This is a genomic window from Pseudomonas sp. fls2-241-R2A-110 (genome assembly GCF_030209165.1).
Taxonomy (GTDB): Bacteria; Pseudomonadota; Gammaproteobacteria; order Pseudomonadales; family Pseudomonadaceae; genus Aquipseudomonas.
The window spans coordinates 18976-42894 of record NZ_JARVSN010000045.1 but is presented as its reverse complement, the minus strand read 5'-3'; the positions used below and the strand labels follow the sequence as shown (position 1 = coordinate 42894).

24 protein-coding genes are annotated in these 23919 nt (G+C 59.5%); 20 read left to right on the top strand and 4 right to left on the bottom strand.

The window, feature by feature from the left end:
• Window positions 1-2: 2 nt before the first annotated feature.
• Window positions 3-356 carry a hydroxyisourate hydrolase gene (gene uraH, locus QRN31_RS29985; RefSeq protein ID WP_010456673.1) on the bottom strand — a complete coding sequence of 118 codons (354 nt, stop codon included), beginning with the start codon at window positions 354-356 and terminating at the stop codon, window positions 3-5.
• Between the two features lie 419 nt (window positions 357-775).
• Here uraH and puuE point away from each other — a divergent pair, with 419 nt between their 5' ends.
• From puuE to QRN31_RS29945, 8 genes are all read left to right on the top strand, one after another.
• Window positions 776-1702 (top strand): allantoinase PuuE, encoded by a 927-nt coding sequence (gene puuE, locus QRN31_RS29980; RefSeq protein ID WP_285436451.1) that lies wholly within the window; start codon window positions 776-778, stop codon window positions 1700-1702.
• Window positions 1699-2214, top strand: a complete 516-nt coding sequence (gene uraD, locus QRN31_RS29975; RefSeq protein WP_285436449.1) for a 2-oxo-4-hydroxy-4-carboxy-5-ureidoimidazoline decarboxylase — start codon at window positions 1699-1701, stop codon at window positions 2212-2214. The genes puuE and uraD overlap by 4 nt, the downstream gene beginning before the upstream one ends.
• 90 nt (window positions 2215-2304) lie before the next feature.
• Window positions 2305-3300 carry an allantoicase gene (alc, locus tag QRN31_RS29970; protein WP_090181786.1) on the top strand — a complete coding sequence of 332 codons (996 nt, stop codon included), beginning with the start codon at window positions 2305-2307 and terminating at the stop codon, window positions 3298-3300.
• A 143-nt stretch (window positions 3301-3443) separates the two neighbouring features.
• Window positions 3444-3947: an ureidoglycolate lyase gene (locus QRN31_RS29965; protein WP_090181784.1), complete on the top strand. Its 504-nt coding sequence runs from the start codon at window positions 3444-3446 to the stop codon at window positions 3945-3947.
• A gap of 50 nt (window positions 3948-3997) precedes the next feature.
• Complete coding sequence (locus tag QRN31_RS29960; protein WP_285436448.1) at window positions 3998-5299, top strand: urate hydroxylase PuuD; 1302 nt, start codon at window positions 3998-4000, stop codon at window positions 5297-5299.
• 139 nt (window positions 5300-5438) lie between these two features.
• On the top strand, window positions 5439-6797 hold the full coding sequence (locus QRN31_RS29955; protein WP_285436447.1) for a nucleobase:cation symporter-2 family protein: 1359 nt from the start codon (window positions 5439-5441) through the stop codon (window positions 6795-6797).
• Between the two features lie 160 nt (window positions 6798-6957).
• The gene (locus tag QRN31_RS29950; protein ID WP_285436445.1) at window positions 6958-7743 is read left to right on the top strand and encodes an outer membrane protein OmpK; all 786 of its coding nucleotides are present in this window, start codon (window positions 6958-6960) and stop codon (window positions 7741-7743) included.
• Window positions 7744-8119: 376 nt separating this feature from the next.
• Window positions 8120-8905 carry an outer membrane protein OmpK gene (locus QRN31_RS29945; protein ID WP_285436444.1) on the top strand — a complete coding sequence of 262 codons (786 nt, stop codon included), beginning with the start codon at window positions 8120-8122 and terminating at the stop codon, window positions 8903-8905.
• Window positions 8906-9011: 106 nt separating this feature from the next.
• On the opposite strand, the gene QRN31_RS29940 is transcribed toward QRN31_RS29945, so the two are convergent.
• Together QRN31_RS29940 and QRN31_RS29935 are read right to left on the bottom strand one after the other, a co-directional pair.
• A complete protein-coding gene (locus QRN31_RS29940; RefSeq protein WP_285436442.1) occupies window positions 9012-10184 on the bottom strand; it encodes a patatin-like phospholipase family protein in 1173 nt (390 codons plus the stop codon).
• Window positions 10185-10219: 35 nt separating this feature from the next.
• Window positions 10220-11152, bottom strand: coding sequence for a lipid A biosynthesis lauroyl acyltransferase (locus QRN31_RS29935; RefSeq protein WP_285436441.1), 933 nt, complete (start codon window positions 11150-11152; stop codon window positions 10220-10222).
• Between the two features lie 118 nt (window positions 11153-11270).
• Here QRN31_RS29935 and minC point away from each other — a divergent pair, with 118 nt between their 5' ends.
• The 7 genes from minC to QRN31_RS29900 all read left to right on the top strand — a co-directional run bounded on the left by minC (window position 11271) and on the right by QRN31_RS29900 (window position 18044).
• Complete coding sequence (minC, locus tag QRN31_RS29930; RefSeq protein WP_090188538.1) at window positions 11271-12008, top strand: septum site-determining protein MinC; 738 nt, start codon at window positions 11271-11273, stop codon at window positions 12006-12008.
• 191 nt (window positions 12009-12199) lie between these two features.
• Entirely contained in the window at window positions 12200-13012 is an 813-nt protein-coding gene (minD, locus tag QRN31_RS29925) for a septum site-determining protein MinD (RefSeq protein ID WP_090181772.1), read from the top strand.
• On the top strand, window positions 13012-13266 hold the full coding sequence (minE, locus tag QRN31_RS29920) for a cell division topological specificity factor MinE (RefSeq protein WP_007898843.1): 255 nt from the start codon (window positions 13012-13014) through the stop codon (window positions 13264-13266). The genes minD and minE overlap by 1 nt, the downstream gene beginning before the upstream one ends.
• A gap of 90 nt (window positions 13267-13356) precedes the next feature.
• Complete coding sequence (locus tag QRN31_RS29915; RefSeq protein WP_030131660.1) at window positions 13357-13992, top strand: RluA family pseudouridine synthase; 636 nt, start codon at window positions 13357-13359, stop codon at window positions 13990-13992.
• A 170-nt stretch (window positions 13993-14162) separates the two neighbouring features.
• Window positions 14163-15452, top strand: a complete 1290-nt coding sequence (locus QRN31_RS29910; protein WP_285436435.1) for a M18 family aminopeptidase — start codon at window positions 14163-14165, stop codon at window positions 15450-15452.
• A gap of 179 nt (window positions 15453-15631) precedes the next feature.
• Entirely contained in the window at window positions 15632-15808 is a 177-nt protein-coding gene (locus tag QRN31_RS29905; RefSeq protein WP_167360485.1) for a hypothetical protein, read from the top strand.
• Between the two features lie 76 nt (window positions 15809-15884).
• Window positions 15885-18044: a mechanosensitive ion channel family protein gene (locus tag QRN31_RS29900; RefSeq protein WP_285436434.1), complete on the top strand. Its 2160-nt coding sequence runs from the start codon at window positions 15885-15887 to the stop codon at window positions 18042-18044.
• 139 nt (window positions 18045-18183) lie between these two features.
• Here the strand turns inward: QRN31_RS29900 and QRN31_RS29895 are convergent, their stop codons facing one another.
• The gene (locus QRN31_RS29895; protein WP_090181765.1) at window positions 18184-18897 is read right to left on the bottom strand and encodes a UTRA domain-containing protein; all 714 of its coding nucleotides are present in this window, start codon (window positions 18895-18897) and stop codon (window positions 18184-18186) included.
• 349 nt (window positions 18898-19246) lie between these two features.
• On the opposite strand from QRN31_RS29895, the gene QRN31_RS29890 reads away from it, so the two are divergent.
• The 5 genes from QRN31_RS29890 to QRN31_RS29870 all read left to right on the top strand — a co-directional run bounded on the left by QRN31_RS29890 (window position 19247) and on the right by QRN31_RS29870 (window position 23916).
• The gene (locus QRN31_RS29890; protein ID WP_285436433.1) at window positions 19247-20311 is read left to right on the top strand and encodes an ABC transporter substrate-binding protein; all 1065 of its coding nucleotides are present in this window, start codon (window positions 19247-19249) and stop codon (window positions 20309-20311) included.
• 183 nt (window positions 20312-20494) lie between these two features.
• Window positions 20495-21301 carry an alkaline phosphatase family protein gene (locus tag QRN31_RS29885; protein WP_285436432.1) on the top strand — a complete coding sequence of 269 codons (807 nt, stop codon included), beginning with the start codon at window positions 20495-20497 and terminating at the stop codon, window positions 21299-21301.
• Window positions 21298-22143, top strand: a complete 846-nt coding sequence (locus tag QRN31_RS29880) for an ABC transporter permease (RefSeq protein ID WP_285436431.1) — start codon at window positions 21298-21300, stop codon at window positions 22141-22143. Before QRN31_RS29885 ends, QRN31_RS29880 begins: the two co-directional genes overlap by 4 nt.
• Window positions 22130-22930 (top strand): ABC transporter permease, encoded by an 801-nt coding sequence (locus QRN31_RS29875; RefSeq protein ID WP_285436430.1) that lies wholly within the window; start codon window positions 22130-22132, stop codon window positions 22928-22930. The genes QRN31_RS29880 and QRN31_RS29875 overlap by 14 nt, the downstream gene beginning before the upstream one ends.
• Complete coding sequence (locus QRN31_RS29870; protein WP_285436429.1) at window positions 22927-23916, top strand: ABC transporter ATP-binding protein; 990 nt, start codon at window positions 22927-22929, stop codon at window positions 23914-23916. The genes QRN31_RS29875 and QRN31_RS29870 overlap by 4 nt, the downstream gene beginning before the upstream one ends.
• The last annotated feature ends 3 nt before the right edge of the window (window positions 23917-23919 follow it).

Below are 23919 nucleotides of genomic sequence, written 5' to 3'. Positions count from 1 at the left end.
GATCAGCTGCCGCGGTACGTGGAATAGCTGTATGGCGAAATCAGCAGCGGTACATGGTAGTGATCCTGTTCGGCAGAGATGCCAAAACGCAGCACCACCACATCCAGGAACGCCGGCTCCGGGAGCTGAACGCCACGGGCGCGGTAGTAATCGCCCGCATGAAACTGAACCTGATAGACCCCGGAACGGTAGTCATCGCCTTGCAGCAGCGGCGCATCGACACGGCCGTCGCTGTTGGTGATCGCGCTGGCGACCAATTCCAGCTGCGAGCCTTCAACGCGGTACAACTCGACCTTGATCGAGCTGCCCGGGCAACCGTGTGCAGCGTCCAAAACGTGTGTAGTCAAACGTCCCATTGATTCTGCGCGCCCGCCTGCAAAGAGCAGTCAGGCCTCGCGCCTCCCGAAGTCAGTTGAAAAGGAGACCGCACCGATTCGGAGCACGAAACGCTGCGGCGAGCGACTGATTAAGACACTTTTCAAAAAAATTGTACACAATAAAAACGACATTTTTGCAGCCAGTCCCGCCATTGTCGATTTCAAGGTGAATCTGAAGAAAAACCATGCTCTCAGCGGACCTCCCACCCATTACCTGACCAACTGGGCAAGTTTCTTGCAGTAGCATGAGAAGATGACAGTTCATCAAAAATGCAAAAAATCAGGCTTACAAAGTGAATATAAAGTTGTATACAATCAACCCATCGCTGTGACGCCAGCCTGTCATCTCATCGCCAGGCCGCCACACAACCTGTCAACGAATAAGAAGGAAGACTGCAGTGAGCGCTGACTACCCACGCGACCTGATCGGTTACGGCAGTAACCCTCCTCACCCCCACTGGCCGGGCAATGCCCGCATCGCCTTGTCGTTCGTACTCAATTACGAAGAAGGCGGCGAGCGCAATATCCTGCACGGTGATAAAGAGTCTGAAGCCTTCCTCTCGGAAATGGTTTCGGCCCAGCCGCTGCAAGGCGCGCGCAACATGAGCATGGAATCCTTGTACGAGTATGGCAGCCGTGCCGGCGTCTGGCGGATTCTGAAACTGTTCAAGGAATTCGACATTCCGCTGACCATCTTCGCCGTGGCCATGGCCGCCCAGCGCCACCCGGATGTGATCCGCGCGATGGTCGAGGCCGGCCACGAGATCTGCAGCCACGGCTATCGCTGGATCGATTACCAGTACATGGACGAGGCGCAGGAACGCGAGCACATGCTCGAAGCAATCCGCATCCTCACCGAACTCACCGGCGAACGCCCGCTGGGCTGGTACACCGGCCGCACCGGTCCGAACACTCGTCGACTGGTGATGGAAGAAGGCGGTTTCCTCTATGACTGCGACACTTACGACGACGACCTGCCCTACTGGGAACCCAACAACCCGACCGGCAAGCCGCACCTGGTGATCCCGTACACCCTGGACACCAACGACATGCGCTTCACCCAGGTTCAGGGTTTCAATAAGGGCGACGATTTCTTCGAATACCTCAAAGACGCCTTCGACGTGCTGTACGCCGAAGGCGCCGAAGCACCGAAGATGTTGTCGATCGGCCTGCACTGCCGCCTGATCGGCCGTCCAGCGCGCCTGGCCTCGCTCAAGCGCTTTATCGATTACGCTAAAAGTCATGAGCAGGTGTGGTTCAGCCGCCGTGTCGACATCGCGCGCCACTGGCACGAAACCCACCCGTACCAAGGGGCTGCCCAATGAGCACCTTTCAAACACTGAAACCCTCGACCCTGAGCCGCGACGCGTTCGTCAAAGCCTTCGCCGACATCTACGAACATTCGCCATGGGTAGCCGAAAAGGCTTTCGACCTGGGCCAGGACGCCTCGATCGACGAGATCGAAACCCTGCACCAGCGCATGAGCGACATCCTGTTGAGCGCCGATCATGAAAGCCAACTGGCCCTGATCAACGCTCACCCGGACCTGGCCGGCAAAGCCGCCGTCCAGGGCCAACTGACCGAAGCCAGCACCAATGAACAAGCTGGCGCCGGTATTCACCAATGCACGGCCGAAGAGTTTTCTCGCTTCACCGAGCTGAACGACGCCTACAAGGCCACGTTCAAGTTTCCCTTCATCATGGCGGTAAAAGGCAGCAACCGGCATCAGATCCTCGCGGCGTTCGAAACGCGCATTCACAACCCGGCAGACACCGAATTCAAGTGCGCGCTGGCGGAGATCAACAAGATCGCCCTGTTCCGATTACTGACCCTATAAGCAAGCCTCGCCCGAGTGTTCTTAAACGCGAAGAAACACCCAGGGCCTGGCAAGCATCCCAAGCCAACTTATTAAAGGCAGACAAGAAGAATGAAAGCTTACGCCGTACCTTTCGAGAAGTTCGTCAACCTGGCCGACGCCCGCCTGGGCACCAAAATCATTTCGGTCACCGATGACTGGTTCGCTGATGCCAACCGCCTGTTCCAGCCGACTCCGGCTGTGTGGAAAGAAGGCGTGTTCGATGACAACGGCAAGTGGATGGACGGCTGGGAATCGCGCCGCAAGCGCTTTGAAGGCTACGACAGCGCCGTGATCCGCCTGGGCGTACCGGGTTCGATTAAAGGCGTGGACATCGACACTTCATTCTTCACCGGCAACTTCCCGCCGTCGGCCTCCCTGGAAGCGTGCTTCCTGGCCTCGGGCGAACCGGACGACAACACCCAGTGGACTGAAGTGCTGTCCGCTGTCGAGCTGCAAGGCAACAGCCACCACTACCACGAAATCAGCAATGACCAGGCCTTCAGCCACTTGCGCTTCAACATCTACCCGGATGGTGGCGTGGCCCGTCTGCGTGTGTACGGCATTCCGTTCCGCGACTGGTCTTCTGTCGGCGATAACGAACAAGTCGACCTCGCCGCCGCGCTCAACGGTGGCCGCGCGCTGGCCTGCTCCGACGAACACTTCGGTCGCATGAGCAACATCCTCAACCCGGGCCGTGGCATCAACATGGGCGACGGCTGGGAAACGGCGCGTCGTCGCACCCCGGGCAATGACTGGGTGATCGTCGCGCTGGGTCATGCCGGCGAGATCGAAAAAGTCATCGTCGACACCCTGCACTTCAAGGGCAACTACCCGGACACCTGCTCGATCCAGGGCGCCTTCGTGAAGGGTGGCACCGACAGCCAGATCGAAACCCAATCGCTGTTCTGGCGCGAATTGCTGCCGGCGCAGAAACTGGAAATGCACGCCGAACACACCTTCGCCGAGCAGATCAAAGCCCTGGGCCCGATCACCCACATCCGCCTGAACGTGTTCCCGGACGGTGGTGTGAGTCGCCTGCGTGTTTTGGGCAAGGTCGCTAAGTAACATCCGATCGTTCCCACGCTCCGCGTGGGAATGCATCACCGGACGCTCTGCGTCCGCTTTAGATGTGACGCGGAGCGTCACGGGCTGCATTCCCACGCAGAGCGTGGGAACGATCAAACACAGAATTCTGATAAGAGACCAGCATGCGCACACTGACGATTGAACCGCTGACCAAAGAAGCCTTCGCCCCTTTCGGTGACGTGATCGAAACCGACGGCAGCGATCACTTCATGATCAACAACGGTTCGACCATGCGCTTTCACAAACTGGCGACGGTGGAAACCGCCACGCCAGACGACAAGGCGATCATCAGCATCTTCCGCGCCGACGCGCAGGACATGCCGCTGACCGTCAGCATGCTGGAGCGTCACCCGCTGGGCAGCCAGGCTTTCATTCCGCTGCTCGGCAACCCCTTTCTGATCGTGGTCGCGCCACTTGGCGATGAACCTGTATCAGGCTTGGTCCGCGCCTTCGTCACCAACGGCAGGCAGGGCATTAATTACCATCGCGGCGTTTGGCACCATCCGGTGCTGACGATCGAAAAGCGGGATGACTTCCTGGTGGTTGATCGCAGTGGCACAGGCAACAACTGCGATGAGCATTTTTTCAAAGAGGATGAGCGTTTGATCCTCGCCCCCCACCAATAAGAGAAGGTCTGATCACTCGACAACAGAGTGACAGGCGAGAGGTAAAGACTGTGGAAGCACATCTGTTGGAATGGCTGAACCTGAGCGTGCGCTGGGTTCACATGATTACTGGCGTGGCCTGGATCGGTGCGTCGTTCTATTTCGTCTGGCTGGAAAACAACCTCAATCGGGTCAATCCGAAAAGCGGTCTGGCCGGCGATTTGTGGGCGATCCACGGCGGCGGTATCTACCACCTGGAAAAATACAAACTGGCCCCACCGACCATGCCGGACAACCTGCACTGGTTCAAATGGGAAGCCTACTTCACCTGGATGTCAGGCATCGCGCTGCTGTGCGTGGTGTTCTACTCCAACCCGACGCTGTATCTGCTGGCGCCGGGCAGCACCCTGAGCGGTCCTGAAGGCGTGGCCATCGGTATCGGCTCGCTGTTCATCGGCTGGTTCATCTACTCCTTCCTCTGCGACTCGGCCCTGGGCAAACGCCCTGCCCTGCTCGGCGCAATCCTGTTCGTGCTGATCATTGGCGCCGCCTATGGCTTCAGCAAAGTGTTCAGCGGTCGTGGTGCTTACCTGCACGTCGGCGCGATCATCGGCACCATCATGGTCGGCAACGTGTTCCGCATCATCATGCCGGCGCAGCGCGCACTGGTGGCAGCGATTGCCGAGAACCGCACGCCCGATCCGGCGCTGCCAGCCAAAGGCCTGTTGCGTTCGCGTCACAACAACTACTTCACCTTGCCGGTGCTGTTCATCATGATCAGCAACCACTTCCCAAGCACCTACGGCAGCCAATACAACTGGCTGATCCTGGCCGGGATCGCGGTGCTGGCGGTGTTGGTGCGTCACTACTTCAACACCCGTCATGACAGCCACAAGTTTGCCTGGACGTTGCCGGTGGCAGCGGTCGGCATGATCTGCCTGGCTTACGTGACTGGCCCGGCGCCGATGTCCAGCGCACCTGAAGTGGCCAAGGCACCTGGCGCCATCGAGTACCAGCCGCTGCCGGAAACCGCCCTCGGTGGTGGCGCCAAACCTGAAGCCGCAAAACCTGCAGCTCCGGCTGCCGCACCGGCCCAGGCGTCGAACCAGGGTCCGGCGTTCGACAAGGTGCACAGCGTGATTCAGGAACGTTGCGCGGTGTGTCACTCGGCCAAACCGACCAGCCCGCTGTTCAGTGCCGCACCGGCCGGCGTGATGTTCGACACCCCCGAGCAGATCCGCCAGAACGCACCACGCATCCAGGCGCAAGCCGTTACCAGCCAGATCATGCCACTGGGCAACATCACCCAGATGACCCAGCAGGAACGTGACCTGATCGGTGCCTGGATTGTTCAGGGAGCTCAAACCAACTAACCGTTGAAAAGCATCGCAGGCAAGCCAGCTCCCACAGGATTCAGGTTGTCCCTGTGGGAGCGGGCTTGCCCGCGATTGGCCGCGCCGCGGTCAACCTGACGCACAAAATCACAAGAATAAAAAAGATCCGAGGTGTTGCATGTCCGAGCTATCCGAAGCGCGCATCCCCGACGCACCCGCTATTCAGCGATTGCCCCTTTTGCAACTGATTCTGGTTGGCCTGCAACACGTTCTGCTGATGTACGGCGGTGCCATCGCAGTGCCTCTGATCATCGGACAGGCCGCCGGCCTGAACCGCGAAGAAATCGCCTTTCTGATCAATGCCGACCTGCTGGTAGCCGGGATCGCCACCATCGTGCAGTCGCTGGGCATCGGCCCGATGGGCATTCGCATGCCGGTGATGATGGGCGCCAGTTTCGCCGCGGTGGGCAGCATGGTCGCCATGGCCGGCATGCCGGGTATCGGTCTGCAAGGGATCTTCGGTGCGACTATTGCCGCCGGTTTCTTCGGCATGATCATCGCGCCCTTCATGTCCAAAGTCGTACGCTTCTTCCCGCCCCTGGTGACAGGCACCGTAATCACCTCGATCGGTTTGTCGCTGTTCCCCGTGGCCGTCAACTGGGCCGGTGGTGGCGCTGGCGCGGCTCAATTCGGTTCACCGGTTTACCTGGCCATCGCCGCGTTGGTGCTGGCCACCATTCTGGTGGTACACCGTTTCATGCGCGGTTTCTGGGTCAACATTTCCGTGCTGATTGGCATGTGCCTGGGCTACGTGGTCTGCGGGCTGATCGGCATGGTCGACCTGAGCGGCATGGCCCAGGCGCCATGGCTGCAGATCGTCACCCCGTTACACTTCGGCCTGCCCAAATTTGAACTCGCACCGATCCTGTCCATGTGCCTGGTGGTGGTGATCATCTTCGTCGAGTCCACCGGGATGTTCCTTGCCCTGGGCAAAATCACCGGTCAGGAAGTCTGCCCACGGATGCTGCGTCGCGGCTTGCTTTGCGATGCCGGCGCCTCGTTTGTCGCCGGTTTCTTCAACACCTTCACCCACTCATCTTTCGCCCAGAACATTGGCCTGGTGCAGATGACCGGCGTGCGCTGCCGTTCGGTGACCATCGTTGCCGGTGGCTTGCTGGTGGTGTTGAGCCTGCTGCCCAAAGCGGCGTTTCTGGTGGCGTCGATTCCGCCAGCGGTGCTGGGCGGCGCAGCGATTGCGATGTTCGGCATGGTTGCGGCCACCGGCATCAAGATCCTTCAGGAAGCCGACATCGGTGACCGTCGCAACCAGTTGCTGGTGGCGGTGAGCATCGGCATGGGACTGATTCCGGTGGTGCGACCGGAATTCTTCGCCCACCTGCCGTTGTGGATGAGTCCGATCACGCACAGCGGCATCGCCATGGCGACCTTGAGTGCGCTGTCGCTGAACCTGCTGTTCAACATCCTCGGCGGTAAAGAACGCGCGGCCATCAACGACTGCCCCGCTCACCCGCACTAACCCACCAGCGCCACAGAAACCTGTGGGAGCGGGCTTGCCCGCGAAGGGGCCATCAGCCTCAACATCTTTGTTGACTGACACACCGCTTTCGCGAGCAAGCCCGCTCCCACAGGTCAGGGCTGCCTGTGCCTCAAACAATAAAAACAAGAGGGAGCAACAGATGATTCGAACACAGACAAACATGCTGTTAGGCGGTGGTCTATTGGCCGCCAGTCAGGCCATGGCCGGAGATTTGCTGCTATGGCAAACCAACAGCCTGAGCTATCTGTATGGCAAGGACTTCGCGGTCAACCCGTCGATCCAGCAGACGATCACCTTTGAACACGCCGACCGCTGGAAATACGGCGACAACTTCCTGTTCCTCGACAGCACTTACTACAACGGCGAGAAAGACCGGAACAAAGGCGTTCACGCCTATTACGGTGAGTTCAGTCCGCGCCTGTCTTTCGGCAAAATCCTCGACCGCCATTTCGGATTCGGCCCGATCAAGGACGTGTTGCTGGCCATGACCTACGAGAATGGCGAAGACGATACCGAAGCCTATCTGATCGGCCCCGGTTTCGACCTCGCGGTACCGGGCTTCAATTTTTTCACCTTGAACTTCTACTACCGCCAGACCGAAGGCTCGCGTCCCGGCGACGATGTCTGGCAGATCACGCCGGCCTGGTCCTACACCCTGCCATTGGCCAACTCGAACCTGTTGATCGACGGTTACATCGACTGGGTCGTGGATAACGACCAGAACTCACAGGGCACCTACCACGCCAACCTGCACTTCAATCCGCAGATCAAGTACGACCTGGGCAAAGCCATGGGCTGGCGGGAGAAACAGGTGTACGTCGGCGTCGAGTACAGCTACTGGAAAAACAAATACGGCATCGAAAACAGCGCCCGCCTCGACACCAATGAGAACACCACCAGCCTGCTGGTGAAGGTGCACTTTTAAGATGGCCCGCAACCGTGCTCCAAACCTGTCGTCGGTGCGCTGTTGCGGGGCACTTGAGACCTGGCCAAGGAGTCAGTATTCTCCGCGGCCGCCTGAATCCGCGTTAAAAAAAAGCCCGGATTTAATTCCTGACCAGAAAGCCAACTTATCCCGGCTCTGGACGGTACCAAGGCCCTCCAAAACCCCTCTCAATCGACTGCTCTTGAGCCGCCGAGCGGGAGTTTTTTTGCTTATCGAAAGCCTTGGCTCAGCTCTTGCTAACAGCACTAAAGCTGACCGTATGGATAATTTTTTACAGCTAAAGAAAAAGGCGCCACACCAGAGCGCCGACCTTAGAAAAATAACGTGGAACCACCTTCTTTTTGGGAGCAACCGAATGAAACGTACGTGCACCAGCCTGATGCTCGCGGGTTCGTTACTGGCCGGGGGCCAGGCAATGGCCGGCGACTTGCTGCAATGGCAGAACAACAGCCTGACCTACTTGTATGGCAAGGACTTCAAGGTCAACCCGGCCATCCAGCAAACGGTCACCTTCGAGCATGCCGACGCCTGGAAATACGGGGATAACTTCTTCTTCGTCGACAAGATCTTCTACAACGGTGCCGCGGACCATAACGTTGGCTCGAACACCTACTACGGTGAATTCCAGCCACGTATTTCCCTGGGCAAAGTGCTCGACCAGAAGATCGAATTCGGCCCGATCAAAGATGTATTGCTGGCGATGACCTACGAGTTCGGTGAAGGCGATGTCGAGTCTTACCTGATCGGTCCGGGTTTCGACCTGGCGATTCCCGGGTTCGACTACTTCCAGCTGAACTTCTACCAGCGCCACACCGACGGTTCGCGCCCGGGTGACAACGTCTGGCAGGTCACACCCGTGTGGTCCTACACCATTCCGGTCGGCGACTCGAGCATCCTGATTGATGGTTACATGGACTGGGTGATGGACAACGACGTCAATAACAAAGGCGAATACCACGCCAACCTGCACTTCAACCCACAGGTCAAATACGACTTGGGCAAAGCGCTGAATATCGGCGCGAAGCAGCTGTATGTCGGTGTTGAGTACGACTACTGGAAAGACAAGTACGGGATCGACGATACCCGTGCATTCACCACCAATCAGAACGTGACGAGCTTCCTGGTCAAGTTCCACTTCTGATTTTGAAAGGGCAGGCGTCTGCAAGGACGCCTTCGCGAGCAGGCTCGCTCCCACAACGCGGTCAATTGTGGGAGCGAGCCTGCTCGCGATAGCCGCACCGCCAATCTCAAGCCGAAACCACAGGCTCCGCCAACCCGAGAAACCGGCACAGCTCCTCGCGCTTGGCCAACGCATCCCGGCGCCCCAGGTCGATCAATTCGCTGCAATATCCCGCCTCGAACAGCAAATAACTCAACACCCCCGCTCCGCTGGTCTTGGTCGCCCCTGGCCCGCGCAGAAACAGGCGCAACGCCGCCGGCAACTCCTGCCGATGCCGCGCCGCAATCTCGTCGATCGGCTGACTCGGCGAAATCACCAACACCTCCACCGGCGCCACACCCAACGCACGGGTCGGCGTGCCATCGGGCAGCAGGTGACTGAACTGATTCAGACGCTGCAGCAACTCGATGTCACTTTCCAGGCTGTCAATGAACGTACTGTTGAGCATGTGCGCACCGATTTGCGCCAGCGATGGCTGCTGCCCCGTGTAAGCGCGTTGCAGCGGCTGCTCCGGGTCGACACCGCGCGGGTTGCCGCTGACGCCCACCACCAGCACTCGGCTCGCGCCCAAGTGCAGCGCGGGACTGATCGGTGCGGATTGGCGTACCGCGCCATCGCCGAAATACTCCTCGCCGATTTTCACTGGCGCGAACAGAAGCGGAATCGCGGAGCTGGCCAGCAAGTGCTCGACGCTGAGTTGGGTGGGAATGCCGATGCGCCGATGACGCAACCAGGCGTCGATGGTCCCGCCGCCCTGATAGAACGTGACGGCCTGTCCGGACTCGTAACCGAACGCTGTGACGGCGACCGCGTGCAATTGCTTTTGCGCGATGGCCTCGGCGATGCCGCCCATGTGCAATTTGTCGTTGAGCAAACCGCGCAGCGGCGAACTGTTGAGCAACGCGACCGGCACCGGCGCCCCGAGCCCCAGCAAACTGTGGCTGACAAACCGGGTGGCCTGGCTGATCACGCCGGGCCAGTCACTGCGCAACACCAGATGACTGCGAAAGCCCTGCCAGAAAGCGGTCAGGCGCTCGATCGCACCCCGAAAATCCATCGCCCCGCTGGCCAGGCTGACCGCATTGATCGCCCCCGCCGAGGTGCCGACGATCACCGGAAACGGATTCGCCGCGCCCATCGGCAATATCTCGGCAATCGCTGCCAGCACGCCCACCTGATAAGCCGCCCGAGCCCCACCGCCGGAAAGAATCAACCCTGTAACCGGTTCAGCAGGACTCATCGCAACACTCCATGGCGCTTAAGGGAATCGGTGACTCAACCGCGTTTCTTATAAAGCTTCGGCTCGCCCGGCGGACGGCTCTTGAAGCGCCGATGGGCCCAGAGGTATTGCTCCGGACATTCGCGCAACGCACCTTCGACCCACTGGTTGATGCGAATGCAATCGGCCTCTTCGGTCTCGCCGGGAAACCCTTCGAGCGGTGCATGGATCACCAGTCGATAACCGCTGCCATCGGCCAGGCGGCGCTGGGTGAACGGCACGACAAGTGCCTTGCCCAATCGCGCAAATTTGCTGGTGGCGGTGACGGTCGCTGCCTGGATCCCGAAAAACGGCACAAAAATGCTTTGCTTGGCGCCATAGTCCTGGTCCGGTGCGTACCAGATCGCCCGTCCGGACCGCAGCAGCTTGAGCATGCCGCGCACGTCGTCGCGCTCCACCGCCAGCGAATCAAGGTTGTGGCGCTCGCGGCCACGGCGCTGGATGTAATCGAACAGCGGATTCTTGTGTTCGCGGTACATGCCATCGATGGTGTGCTGCTGCCCCAGCAGCGCCGCGCCGATTTCCAGCGTGGTGAAATGCACCGCCATCAGGATCACGCCCTTGCCTTCACGGTGCGCCTTTGTCAGATGCTCCAGCCCTTCGACATGGGCCAGCTTCGCCAGACGCTGGCGCGACCACCACCAACTCATGGCCATCTCAAAGAACGCGATGCCGGTGGAGGCAAAGTTTTCCTTGAGCAGGCGCTTGCGTTCGGCAGCGGACTTTTCAGGAAAACACAGTTCCAGATTGCGTTTGGCAATGCGCCGTCGGTCGCCCGCCAGCCGATACATCAATGCGCCCAGCAGGCGACCGATAAACAGCAACACCGGATACGGCAACTGAACAATCAGCCACAACAGCCCCAAGCCACACCACAGCGGCCAGAAACGCGGCATAAGAAATGTTTTTCGAAAACGCGGGCGATCCATTAAATGTTCCGGAAAGACAATGGCCGCGCATTCTACATCGTTCGACCCGGCTTGCGGCTTGCGGGCGTTCTCGTTATAAGTCTCGGCACTTTTAGTGACAAGCCGTTGTATGCCGACCATGAGCCAAACCGAACCGCTAGACCAAGATCCCGTGTTCCAGCTGAAGGGCAGCATGCTCGCCATTACGGTGCTGGAACTGGCCCGCAACGACCTTGAGAACCTTGATCGGCAACTGGCCGCCAAGGTTGCACAAGCGCCGAATTTCTTCAGCAACGCGCCGTTGGTGCTGGCCCTGGACAAACTCCCGGCCAGCGAAGGCGCGGTCGATCTGCCGGGGCTGATGCGCGTTTGCCGCCAGCATGGCCTGCGCACCCTGGCGATCCGCGCCAGCCGCATCGAGGACATCGCGGCCGCCATTGCCGTCGATTTGCCGGTGCTGCCGCCGTCCGGTGCCCGAGAGCGTCCGCTGGACCCGCTGGAAGGCCAGGTGAAGAAAAAACCGGAAAAGCCGCCCGAGCCGACGATCAAACCGACAAAAGTCATCACGTCGCCAGTACGTGGTGGCCAGCAGATATATGCCCAGGGTTGCGATCTGGTAGTGATTTCGTCGGTCAGCCCGGGTGCGGAACTTCTCGCCGATGGCAACATCCATGTATACGGCCCGATGCGCGGTCGCGTGTTGGCCGGAGTCAAAGGCGACACCAAGGCCAGGATTTTCTGTCAGCAAATGAGCGCTGAACTGGTCTCCATCGCCGGCCATTACAAGGTGTCCGAAGATTTGCGCCGCGACCCTTTATGGGGTTCGGGTGTGCAAGTCAGCCTGTCAGGCGACGTGTTGAACATCATTCGGCTTTAACGGATACTGCCGCATTTTCCAAGCATCTCTAAAACGTAGCGAAAACGGCTCAAACGAAGTAGGAAAAAGGCCAAAAGCAGTGTTTATCGCTGTTCTGGACCGGATTCCAGCCAAGGCTGTCCGACTGCAGTAGTTTTTCAAGAGATGTTTTTCAGGGGCTAAATGTCCTTTTTCCTTAGGGGTGAAACACCTTGGCCAAGATTCTAGTGGTTACATCCGGCAAGGGTGGTGTGGGTAAGACCACCACCAGCGCCGCTATCGGTACCGGCCTCGCTCTGCGCGGTCACAAAACAGTTATCGTCGACTTCGACGTCGGCCTGCGTAACCTCGACCTGATCATGGGTTGCGAGCGTCGCGTGGTGTATGACTTCGTCAACGTGGTCAACGGCGAAGCCAACCTGCAGCAAGCGCTGATCAAAGACAAACGCCTCGAAAACCTCTACGTGCTGGCCGCCAGCCAGACTCGCGACAAAGACGCGCTGACCGTCGAAGGCGTGGAAAAAGTCCTGATGGCGCTCAAGGAAGACTTCGAATACGTGGTCTGCGACTCCCCGGCCGGTATCGAGAAAGGCGCCCACCTGGCGATGTACTTCGCTGATGAAGCGATTATCGTGACCAACCCGGAAGTGTCCTCGGTACGTGACTCGGACCGCATGCTCGGCCTGCTGGCCAGCAAATCCCGTCGCGCCGAAAACGGCGAAGAGCCGATCAAGGAACACTTGCTGCTGACCCGCTACAACCCGCAACGCGTCAGCGATGGCGAAATGCTGGGCGTGGAAGACGTCAAGGAAATCCTGGCAGTCGCCCTGCTGGGCGTCATTCCGGAGTCCCAAGCGGTACTCAAGGCTTCCAACTCGGGCGTGCCCGTGATTCTCGACGACCAGAGCGACGCCGGCCAGGCGTACAGCGATGCGGTCGATCGTCTGCTGGGCAAAACCGTGGAACATCGTTTTCTCGATGTGACGAAGAAGGGTTTCTTCGAGCGCCTGTTTGGAGGTAGATAATGAATCTTTTTGACTTCTTTCGTGCCAGCAAAAAGGTCAGCACCGCGTCGGTAGCGAAAGAGCGTCTACAGATCATCGTGGCGCATGAACGCGGCCAACGCAGTACACCGGACTACCTGCCAGCCTTGCAGAAGGAACTGGTGGAAGTAATCCGCAAGTACGTCAATATCGGGTCCGATGACGTGCACGTCGCTCTGGAAAACCAGGGCAGCTGCTCGATCCTGGAACTCAATATCACCCTGCCGGATCGCTAGTCGATCCAGCGGGAGCCACGGCGGCTCAGGGCCCTTCTTTCATTGGAAGGGGCCTGAGTCGCCGTTGGCGTTTGTTACGAGGCTGTTTTAATGCCGCTGTCCAACATCCGCATCATCCATCAGGACGCCGCCGTACTGGTGGTGGATAAACCGACCCTGTTGCTCTCTGTCCCTGGCCGGGCCGATGACAACAAGGATTGCCTGATTACCCGCCTGCAAGAAAACGGCTACCCGGAAGCACGAATCGTCCATCGCCTGGACTGGGAAACGTCGGGCATCATTCTGTTGGCCCGAGACCCGGACACTCATCGCGAGCTGTCTCGGCAGTTTCACGACCGCGAAACCGAAAAGGCCTACACCGCTCTGTGCTGGGGCCAGCCGGAACTGGACAGCGGCAGCATCGACCTGCCCTTGCGCTACGATCCGCCGACCAAGCCGCGCCATGTTGTCGATCACGAATTCGGTAAACATGCCCTGACGTTCTGGCGTGTGCTGGAGCGTTGTGGCGACTGGTGCCGCGTCGAGTTGACGCCGATCACCGGTCGCTCCCACCAGTTGCGTGTGCACATGCTCTCCATCGGTCATCCGCTGCTGGGCGACGGCCTCTATGCCCACGAGCAAGCCCTGGCAGCCTGGCCACGATTGTGCCTGCACGCCAGCATGCTCAGCTTCACCCATCCTCAGACCGGCGAACGCTTGCGCTTCGAGTGCCCGGCACCGTTTTAAGCGCAGGCAATAACCCTGTGAAAGCGAGCTTGCCCGCGATGGCGATGCATCAGCATCAACGGTGAATGTGAGTCCGCTTTCGCGGGCAAGCCCGCTCCCACAAGTTTTGCGCCGCCGCACTTTGCGCTTTCAATACGGTAAACTTGCGCCACTGCTGTCTGGAGCTTCTTATGCGCGAAGAGTTGAACCAAGGCCTGATCGACTTCCTCAAGGCCTCCCCTACCCCGTTCCATGCCACCGCCAGCCTTGCCCAACGCCTGGAAGCGGCGGGTTTTGTGCGTCTGGACGAGCGCGAGCCGTGGACCACCGAAGCCAACGGTCGTTACTACGTCACCCGCAATGATTCCTCGATCGTCGCGTTCAAGATGGGACGCCATTCGCCCCTGCATGGCGGGATTCGCCTGGTGGGCGCCCACACCGACAGTCCGTGCCTGCGGGTCAAACCCCAGCCGGAGCTGCAGCGTCAGGGTTTCTGGCAGCTGGGTGTCGAAGTCTACGGCGGTGCGCTGCTGGCGCCGTGGTTTGACCGCGACCTGTCCCTGGCCGGCCGCGTGACGTTCCGCCGCGACGGCAAGGTCGAAAGCCAGCTGATCGATTTCAAGGCTCCGATCGCCACGATCCCGAACCTGGCTATCCACCTCAACCGTGAAGCCAACATGGGCTGGGCGATCAACGCACAGACCGAACTGCCGCCGATCCTCGCGCAATTTGCCGGTGACGAGCGGGTGGACTTCCGCGCCGTGCTGACCAATCAGCTTGCGCTGGAGCACGGTTTGAATGCCGATGTGGTGCTCGACTACGAGCTGAGCTTCTACGACACCCAAAGCGCCGCCGTCATCGGCCTGCATGGCGACTTTATCGCCGGCGCGCGCCTGGACAACCTGCTGTCGTGCTATGCCGGCCTGCAAGCCTTGCTGACCGCCGAAACCGACGAAACCTGCGTGCTGGTGTGCAACGACCACGAAGAAGTCGGCTCCTGCTCGGCGTGCGGCGCCGATGGCCCGATGCTTGAGCAAACCCTGCGTCGTCTGCTGCCCGAAGGTGACGAGTTCGTACGCACCATTCAGAAATCCCTGCTGGTCTCGGCCGACAACGCCCACGGCGTGCACCCCAACTACGCCGACAAGCACGATGCCAACCACGGCCCGAAACTCAACGCCGGCCCGGTGATCAAGGTCAACAGCAACCAGCGCTATGCCACCAACAGCGAAACCGCCGGGTTCTTCCGCCATCTGTGCATGGCCGAAGAAGTGCCGGTGCAGAGCTTCGTGGTGCGCAGCGACATGGGCTGCGGCTCGACCATCGGCCCGATCACCGCCAGCCATCTGGGCGTGCGCACCGTGGACATCGGCCTGCCGACGTTCGCCATGCACTCGATCCGCGAACTGTGCGGCAGCCACGACCTGGCGCACCTGGTCAAAGTGCTGAGCGCGTTCTACGCCTGCCAAGAGCTGCCGTAATCACTGACGCTATCGCGGGCAAGCCCGCTCCCACACTGGAATGCATTTCAATGTGGGAGCGGGCTTGCCCGCGATGGCGTCGGCTTAGACCCCGCTGATTTAAAGATCCAGCACACCTCACCAACGGTCGTCCAAAAGCCACCTAGACTTTAAATACCCGTCCGACAAGGCAGTCACCCATGATCACGTTGTCTTCGTTCCACGCCATGCTGATCCCCATTCTTGCAGGGATGATCCTGCTGGCAATCGGCTTCAACTTTCGCGACAAAAACGCCGGTGTATTCGCCATGTGGATCGGCATGCTGACGATCCTGGCGACGGTAGTGTTCAAGATCCTCGCCAAACTCAACGAATAAATCCTCCCCCGACTCGCATTGATTTTGACGGGCTCGTACACTCGGCCAATCCGTTCATCCCGAGGTTGACCGCCTAGTGCTCGCTCGTCTTTTCGCCCTGCCGTATTTTTTCCTTGTCTGCCTGATGACGCTGCTGCCGATGGCGCCTGCGCAAGCGGTTGGTTTGCCGAGCCTGCTCGGTAGTTCAACCAAGGCCCAGCCAGAAGCACAGGCCCCGCTGGGACAATCGCTGGACGAAGTCATCAAGTCGCTGGAGAACGATCAGCAACGGACAAAGTTGCTGGCCGACCTGAAGAAACTGCGCGATGTCACCAAAAAAGCCCAGCCGACCGCAGAGGAAGGCGTTCTCGGCCTGATCGGCGGCACGCTGGCCACTTTCGAAAAGCAGTTTTCCGGGGCCGACAGCCCGCTCACGCGCTGGTCCGAGGAGTTTGCCCTGGCCGAGGATGAGCTGATGGACTTGATGTTGCCGGCCAATGAATGGCTGCCGATCATCTTCGCTTTCGCCATGATCCTGATGGTCTGGAGCCTGCTGGCCGCCGCGCTGATCTGGGTCGGTCACCGGGTGCGCATGCGCTTCGGCCTGACTGAAGAGCTGCCGCAACACCCCAAGGCCCTGGACATGTTGCGCTTTGCCCTGCGCAAACTCGGGCCGTGGCTGATTGCCTTGGTCATCACGGTCTACATGAGCTACGCCCTGCCCTCGTCACTGGGCAAAAGCCTGGCCATGGTGCTGGCGTATGCGCTGGTGGTCGGCACCTGTTTTTCGGCCATCTGTGTCATCGCCTTTTCCGTGCTCGATGGCCCCCATCGCCATCGCGCCTTGTACATCCTGCGGCATCAAGCGTTTCGGCCATTGTGGCTGATCGGCAGTTTTGCGGCCTTCGGTGAAGCGCTGAGCGATCCGCGCCTGGTCACCAGCCTCGGCACGCACCTGGCTCACACCGCAGCCACCGTGGCCAACGTCCTGGCGGCGCTGTCCACGGGGCTGTTCATCCTGCGCTTTCGTCGACCGATCGCGCACCTGATCCGCAACCAACCGTTGTCCCGCCGCCTGACCCGCCGCGCGCTCAGCGACACCATCGATATTCTGGGGACCTTCTGGTACGTGCCGGCCCTGGTGTTGGTGGGCATCTCGCTGTTCGCCACGTTTGTCTCGGCCGGCGATACCAGCACCGCACTGCGTCAGTCGCTGATCTGCACCGTGCTGCTGGTGCTGTGCATGGTCATCAACGGCCTGGTGCGGCGCCATTCGCTGAAACCGCAACGCGGGGTGAAACGTCATGCGCTGTATTCGGAGCGCCTGAAAAGCTTCTTCTACAACCTCGCCCATCTCTTGGTTTGGCTGGCGTTCATCGAGTTGGGCCTGCGTGTCTGGGGCATGTCGCTGATCGGCTTCACCGAAGGTGAAGGCCATGAAATCAGCGTCAAACTGTTCAGCCTCGCTGGCACGCTGATTTTTGCCTGGCTGGTCTGGATCCTCAGCGACACCGCCGTGCACCACGCCCTGACCCGCTCACGCAAAGGCCTGGCAAACGCGCGCGCGCAGACGATGATGCCGCTGATCCGCAACGTGCTGTTCGTGGCGATTTTCATCATCGCGCTGATCGTCGCGCTGGCGAACATGGGCATGAACGTCACGCCGCTACTGGCCGGTGCCGGTGTGATCGGCCTGGCCATCGGTTTCGGTGCACAGTCGCTGGTCGCGGACTTGATCACGGGCCTGTTCATCATCATCGAAGACTCCCTGGCCATCGACGACTACGTGGACGTCGGCGGTCACCTGGGCACCGTCGAAGGCCTGACCATCCGCACCGTGCGGCTGCGTGACATCGACGGCATCGTCCATACCATTCCGTTCAGCGAAATCAAAAGCATCAAGAACTATTCGCGGGAATTCGGCTACGCGATCTTCCGGGTCGCGGTGCCTTCCAGCATGGACATCGACGAAGCGATCAAACTGATGCGCGAAGTCGGTCAGAAAATGCGCACCGACCCGCTGCAACGCCGCAACATCTGGTCGCCACTGGAGATCCAGGGTGTCGAGAGTTTCGAGTCCGGCAACGCGATTCTTCGTGCCCGGTTCAAGACCGCGCCGATCAAGCAGTGGGAAGTTTCACGGGCGTTCAATTTGTCGCTCAAGCGCCATCTGGATGAGGCTGGAATGGATCTGGCGACACCGCGCATGAGCGTGCAGGTGATCACGGCGGGCGGCGGGCAGGAAAAACAGGAGTGACTGCACGGACGCCATCGCGAGCAAGCTCGCTCCCACATTTGGTCCTGGCCAGCCGCAAAATTGCATACTCAGGAGATCTACTGTGGGAGCGAGCTTGCTCGCGATAGGGGCACCCAGGTCTTCCAGACAAACCCGCCAGTCAAACCACATCCACGCCCACATGAATCGCGTCATGCCGCCAGAACTCCAGGTCACAATCGATCAACCGCTCATGCTGGTCATAATTGACCCGGGCAATCCGCAGCCCCGGACTTCCCACCGACACCCGTAAGGCCGCCGCCGCATCCACCGACAACGCCGTCGGCACGATCTCGAAACGAACCCGCCCGTAGTGCAAGTCGTAGTGCCTGGCGTACAGCTCGGTAATCGACTGATTCAAATCAAACTCCAGAATCCCCGGAAAATACTGCGGATTGAGGTAGTGCTCCACGTACAACACCAGCCGCTCATCGATACGCCGCGCCCGGCAGATCTGGATCACGCTCGACAACGCCGGCAACTGCAACCAAGCACATACCGCCGCCGACGCCGGTTGCAAGCGCGCCGAAATCACCTCGGTGGACGGCACACGCCCCTGGGCGCTGACCATCGCGTGAAAGTGACTGCGCTGCATCAGGTTGTAAGCCAGGCGCGGCGGCGACACGAACCAGCCACGGCGCTCCTCGCGATAAATCTGCCCTTGGGCCTCCAGTTGCAACAATGCTTCACGCACAGTGATCCGCGTGGTACCGAACAACTCACTGAGTTTGCGCTCGGACGGCAGCTTGCTACCGGACGCCAGCAGGCCGTGGTCGAGCTGTTCCTGTAGAACCTGACCAATGGCTGTCACCGCTTTGGTGGTCTCAATGCGCATCAACGTTACCTATCTGGACTAGACCAGCACTGTTTCGGGGCGGAACCGTCGCTCAAACCGGCTCCATCAACTCCCTGCAAGCCTAGGCACTGCGTGTGACTGGCAGATGACAAAGCCGCCGAACGGTTGAGTCAGACATCTGCAAAATCACGGCCAAGTCCTTTTGTATCAGCCCTTTAGCCATGGTCTACGCTTACCCGCAAGCCTGAGCATTAGCGTTTGAAAAATAGTGGCCGACCACTCATCGACATCAAAATGTCATCAGCGGCGCCTAAATTGGCTCAGGTATTGCTGACCTAGACCAACACAACCGCAATCGCAGCGTTGAAAACGCCCAAAGGAGCTTCGGATGAAAAAGCTTTTCCTGGCATCACTGTTAGGCTCGACCATTGCCATGTGCACCGCCGCAATGGCCGCTGATGATTTGAAAACCCTGGAAGCCGCTGCGAAAGCGGAAGGCGCGGTCAATAGCGTCGGCATGCCCGATGACTGGGCTAACTGGAAAGGCACCTGGGAAGACCTGGCCAAGAACTACGGCCTGAAACACATCGATACCGACATGAGCTCGGCGCAGGAAATTGCCAAGTTCGCCGCTGAAAAAGACAACGCCAGTGCCGACATCGGCGACGTTGGCGCCGCTTTCGGCCCTATCGCTGTCAAACAGGGCGTGGTGCAACCTTACAAGCCAAGCACTTGGGATCAGGTTCCGGAGTGGGCCAAAGACAAGGACGGCAACTGGGCACTGGCCTACACCGGCACCATCGCCTTCATCATCAACAAAAAGCTGCTGCACGAATCCGATGCGCCTACCAAATGGGCTGATCTGAAAACCGGTAAATACAAGGTGTCTATCGGTGACGTGAGCACCGCGGCCCAGGCCGCCAACGGTGTACTGTCCGCAGCACTGGCCAATGGTGGCGACGAGAAGAACCTGCAACCTGCGCTGCTGTTCTTTGCAGACATTGCCAAGCAGGGCCGCCTGTCCATGGCCAACCCGACCATCGCTACGATGGAAAAGGGTGAAATCGAAGTCGGCGTGGTCTGGGACTTCAACGGCCTGAGCTACAGGGCCAAGATGGCCAACCCGGATGACTACGTGGTGGTGATCCCTTCCGATGGCTCGGTGATTTCCGGCTACACCACCATCATCAACAAATACGCGAAGAACCCGAACGCCGCCAAGCTGACTCGCGAATACATCTTCAGCGATGCCGGTCAGATCAACCTGGCGAAAGGCAACGCCCGTCCGATCCGCGCCGAGCACATCACACTGCCGGAAGACGTAAAGGCCAAGCTGCTGCCGAACGAGCAGTATAAAAATGTCACGCCGATCAAGGACGCGGATGCATGGGAGAAGAGCTCCAAGGCCCTGCCGCAGAAGTGGAACGAAGAAGTCATCGTCGAAATGAAGTAATCCTGCAGCCCGCCATCTGACGGGCTAATGGAGATCCCTGTGGGAGCGAGCTTGCTCGCGATGGCGGACTTACATTCAACGGTGATGTTGACTGGACAACCGCTATCGCGAGCAAGCTCGCTCCCACACGGGTCCGTGTGAATTTCAAGTTTTCGAATGTCTGTTTCGCGGAGTTTTGCCCCTATGAAGCACAACGTCATCCTTGTCGTGCTCGACGGCCTCAACTACGAGGTCGCGCGCCACGCCATGGGGCACCTGCAGGCTTATGTCGGCGCAGGACGCGCGGCGCTCTACAAACTGGAGTGCGAACTGCCGGCCCTGTCCCGCCCCCTGTACGAATGCATCCTCACCGGCGTTGCGCCCATCGAGAGCGGCATTGTCCATAACAACGTCTCGCGCCTGTCCAACCAGCGCAGCATTTATCACTACGCCCGCGATGCCGGCCTGACGACAGCCGCCGCGGCCTATCACTGGGTCAGCGAACTGTACAATCGTTCGCCGTTCGTGGCTGCACGGGATCGCCACACCGACGCCCCCGATCTGCCGATCCAGCACGGTCACTTCTACTGGACAGATCACTACCCCGATTCACACCTGTTCGCCGACGCCGAAAACCTGCGCCTGCGTCATGACCCGGCGTTTTTACTGATTCACCCCATGAACATCGACGACGCCGGGCACAAGCACGGCCTCGACACCCCGCAATACCGCAACAGCGCCCGCTCGGCCGACATCATCCTCGCCGATTACCTGCAAGGCTGGCTCGACAGCGGCTATCAGGTGTTGGTGACCGCCGACCACGGCATGAACAACGACCGCTCCCACAACGGCCTGTTGCCGGAAGAGCGCGAAGTGCCGCTGTTCGTCCTCGGCGACGCCTTCAGCTTCAACGCCGGCGCCACACCGAAACAGGCTGAAATCTGCGGTACCGTCTGCGAACTGCTGGGTGCGCCCCATGACAAACCTGTGTGCCGGGAGCTGCTCAAGTGAATGCCATGACTCGCGGCAAATGGCTGGCAGCGTTATGCCTGGTGCCCTTCGTATTGTTCTTTATCGTGTTCGAGATCGCGCCGCTGGTCTGGGTGATGATCAACAGCCTGCAATCGGAAGAGTTCGGTTGGGGGATCACCAACTTCACCAAGATCTTCAATTCGAAGTTCTATATGCAGGCGATCCAGTACAGCCTCGAGATCAGTTTCTGGTCCAGCGTATTCGGCATCATCATCTCGGTGTTGGGCGCTTATTCCCTGCGCCGGGTCGACTCTAAACTGCGTAATTTCGTGAATGCGTTCGCCAACATGACCAGCAATTTCGCCGGCGTGCCTTTGGCCTTTGCGTTCATCATTCTGCTGGGCTTCAACGGCAGCTTCACCATCATGCTCAAGCAGGCCGGAATCATTCAGGATTTCAACCTGTACTCGAAAACCGGGGTGATCATTCTCTACACCTACTTCCAGATTCCATTGGGCGTATTGCTGCTCTACCCGGCCTTCGACGCCTTGCGCGAAGACTGGCGTGAGTCCGCCGAACTGCTCGGGGCCAACAGCTGGCAGTTCTGGCGGCATATCGGCCTGCCCGTGCTGACGCCGGCATTGCTCGGCACTTTCGTGATCCTGCTGGCCAACGCTCTCGGCGCCTACGCCACGGTCTACGCGTTGACCACTGGCAACTTCAACGTGATGCCAATCCGCATCGCGGCGATGGTCTCCGGCGACATCTCGCTGGACCCTAACCTGGCCAGTGCCCTGGCCGTGGTGCTCGTGGCATTGATGACCCTGGTGACCATCGTGCATCAGCTGCTGTTGAAGAGGAGCTACCATGTCTCGCGTTGAACTGGGCCCTGTCGGTGTCTATCACCGCGTCGTGGTGTATCTGCTGTTTGCGATTCTGTTGCTGCCGCTGGCCGGGACGTTGATTTATTCGATTGCCAGCAATTGGTCGGCGACGATTCTGCCCAGCGGCTTTACCTTCAAGTGGTACATCCAGCTGTGGAGCGATCCACGTTTTCTGCATGCGTTCGGGCAATCGTTGCTGGTGTGCGTCGGCGCGCTGATCCTGTCGGTGGTGCTGATCCTGCCGCTGCTCTTCGTGGTGCATTACCACTTCCCCAAACTCGATGCGCTGATGAACATCCTGATCCTGCTGCCCTTCGCGGTGCCGCCGGTGGTGTCGTCGGTGGGGCTGTTGCAGCTCTACGGTTCCGGGCCGTTTGCGATGGTGGGTACGCCGTGGATCCTGATCGGCTGCTACTTCACCATCGCACTGCCGTTCATGTACCGGGCGATCACCAACAACCTGCAAGCGATCAACCTGCGCGACCTGATGGACGCCGCCCAATTGCTCGGCGCCAGTACCTGGCAAGCCGCGTTCCTGGTGGTGCTGCCCAATCTGCGCAAGGGTTTGATGGTGGCGTTGCTGCTGTCGTTCTCGTTCCTGTTCGGTGAATTCGTGTTCGCCAACATCCTGGTCGGCACCCGCTACGAAACCCTGCAGGTCTACCTCAACAACATGCGTAACAGCAGCGGCCACTTCACCAGTGCGCTGGTGATCTCCTACTTCTTCTTTGTGCTGGTTCTGACCTGGGCGGCCAATATCTTGAACAAGGACAAAAGCGAATGAGCTATGTCAGCGTCCAACACCTACAGAAAAGCTACGCGGGCACCACGGTGTTCAGCGACATCAACTGCGAAATCCAGAAAGGTGAATTCGTCACCCTGCTCGGCCCGTCCGGTTGCGGCAAATCCACACTGCTGCGTTGCATCGCCGGCCTGACCTCGGTGGATGGCGGCAAGATTCTGCTGGAGGGTGTCGATCTCGTGCCGATGAGCCCGCAAAAACGCGGAATCGGCATGGTGTTCCAGAGTTACGCATTGTTCCCCAACATGACCGTGGAACAGAACGTCGCCTTCGGTTTGCGCATGCAAAAGGTCAACGCCGACGACAGCCAGAAACGCGTGACCGAAGTACTGAGTCTCGTGGAGCTCAACGACTTTGCCGCCCGCTACCCGCATCAACTGTCAGGCGGCCAGTGCCAACGTGTGGCCCTCGCCCGCTCGTTGGTCACGCGGCCTCGGTTGTTGTTGCTGGATGAGCCGTTGTCGGCCCTGGATGCGCGGATTCGCAAGCACCTGCGCGAACAGATCCGTCAGATCCAGCGTGAACTGGGCCTGACCACGATCTTCGTCACACACGACCAGGAAGAAGCGCTGACCATGTCTGACCGGATTTTCCTGATGAATCAGGGAAAAATCGTACAGAGCGGCGACGCCGAAACCCTTTACACCGCCCCGGTGGATGTCTTTGCCGCCGGTTTTATCGGCAACTACAACTTGCTCGACCCTGCCAGCGCAACCAAGCTGCTACAGCGGCCAATCACCCATCGCATCGCGATTCGCCCGGAGGCCATCGAACTGAGCCTCAATGGCGAGCTTGACGCGCAAGTGCGCAGCCATAGCCTGTTGGGCAACGTGATTCGCTACCGGATCGAAGCCCGGGGCGTGGAATTGGTGGTGGATGTGCTGAACCGCTCGGCGGCCGATTTGCATCCCGATGGTCAGCGCCTGGCACTTTCCATCGATCCGACGGCCCTGCGTGAGGTAGCCTGAATG